Source organism: Aeromonas sp. ZOR0002 (assembly GCF_963866995.1).
GTDB classification, from domain to species: Bacteria; Pseudomonadota; Gammaproteobacteria; order Enterobacterales; family Aeromonadaceae; genus Aeromonas; species Aeromonas caviae.
Window position 1 is genome coordinate 8,570 of sequence record NZ_CAWMFQ010000103.1, and the last position, 1,793, is coordinate 10,362.

Below are 1,793 nucleotides of genomic sequence, written 5' to 3' on the forward strand. Positions count from 1 at the left end.
CCCTTGCGACGGGCGAAGAGATCCGCCTCGGCGGCCACCAGCTCGTCCATCAGGGCGGAGGCACCGGGATCTTCGATGACGTTGCACTCGAAGAAGGCGATCCAGCCCCCCAGGCCGCGCCTGAGATCCGCCTCTTCGGCCTGGGCATGCATCTCCCGCAGCACCGGCAGGCGGGCAGGATCGGCACAGAACGCCTTGTAGGCCTGTTCGGCCGCGGTGAAGCCTGCCTGATCGTCGCTGGTGCCCATGTAGGTGGACCAGAACAGGTCCTCCTTGCGTCTGTGCACCTGCAGGTAATCGGCATTGAGCTGGTTGAGATAATTCCTGGCAATGGAACTCATAACTTCCCTCTTGTTATGGGGCGACCACGGGGGCGCCCACTCCTTTTTGGTGAAATGCCAACCCATTCACACTTCTTGCGAATGGAGCAGACAAATTGTGCGCCGGGATGCGCGCCATCACGCTATCAAAAGCGAGGGTTTCTGTCTGCTGGCTATACTGGTTGTCAAACTGCTCAATTGGCTGTTTTCCATCGCAACCCATTGAAAGTTAATGATATGTTAAAAATAACAACAATCAGGTCCGGTCGGTAGTTCGGCCACAATCAGACCCGCATGGGAAAGTAAGGATAAGACTATGTTCAAGCTCGGTGATATTGCCGTGAGTCGCAAACTGATGCTGCTGCTCTCACTGGCCCTGGTCGGCTTCATCGCACTGCTGCTCATCTCGGCCAGTGCCCTGCACCGCAATCTGATGAGTGAACGGGAAGCCAGGCTGCAGGCGGTGCTGGATCTGGCCATGAGCCGGATCCAGGCCCTGACCGCCACCCTCCCCCCGGAGCAGGCCAAGGCACAGGCCAAGGCCATGCTCGACAGCATGCGCTTTGACGGGGACAACTACCTGTTCGTGCTGGATGAAGATCGTCGGGTGGTGGTGCATCCCGCCAAACCCGAGCTGGTCGGCCAGCAGATGGGCAACAACCCTGCCGAGTCCCACTGGCAACACATGGTGGATCTCGGCAAGGGCGGCCACCAGGGCAGGCTGGAGTATCAGTGGGTCTCCCCGTCCGGCGAGGCGGCCCAGAAGATGTCGCTGGTGACGGGCTACCAGCCCTGGGGCTGGATCCTGGGCTCCGGTGTGTTGTTGCAGGACATTGAGGCCACTATGTGGTCCCAATATGAGTGGATGGGTGGCGCCACCTTGCTGGTGATCCTGTTGATGGGGCTGCTGGGACTCGCCATCAGCCGCTCCATCGTCAATCCCCTGGCCGAGATCAACAAGGCCATGGCCCGGGTCGCGGCCGGCGATCTGGTGGTCAGCATCCCGGTGCTGGGCAGGGATGAGCTCGGCGCCGTCGCCAGCTCCACCAACCAGGGGCTGGATGCCATCCGCCGCGCCCTGCTGGAGGCGAGCCAGGGGGCCCGCAACGTGGCGGATGCCGCCCTGCGCATCGCCGCCTCCGCCGAACAGACCAACCAGGCGGTCAACAGTCAGCGGGACCAGCTCGCCCAGCTCGCCACCGCCATGAACGAGATGAGCGCCACCATCGCCGACGTGGCGGGTCACGCCGAGAATACGGCCCGCGACACCCAGGATGCCACCAGCGAGGCCGGGCTCGGCAACCAGGATGTCCATGCCAGCGTGCACGGCATCCAGGCGCTGGCCACCGAGGTGGATCAGGCCACCTCGCAGGTCAACCAGCTCAAGGAGGGAGTGATGCAGATAAGCGAGGTGACGGCGGTCATCAGCGCCATCTCGGAGCAGACCAACCTGCTGGCCCTCAACGCCGCCAT

Annotated in this window: 1 protein-coding gene and 1 pseudogene; one reads left to right on the forward strand and one right to left on the reverse strand. The window is 62.6% G+C overall.

The features are described from left to right. A pseudogene (locus AACR77_RS05960) lies at nt 1-341 on the reverse strand (M3 family metallopeptidase); the annotation flags it as partial. 295 nt (nt 342-636) lie between these two features. Between AACR77_RS05960 and AACR77_RS05965 the strand changes: the two are divergent. Next, the coding region (locus AACR77_RS05965) for a methyl-accepting chemotaxis protein (protein WP_042880343.1) at nt 637-1,793 on the forward strand (1,157 nt) is incomplete at its 3' end.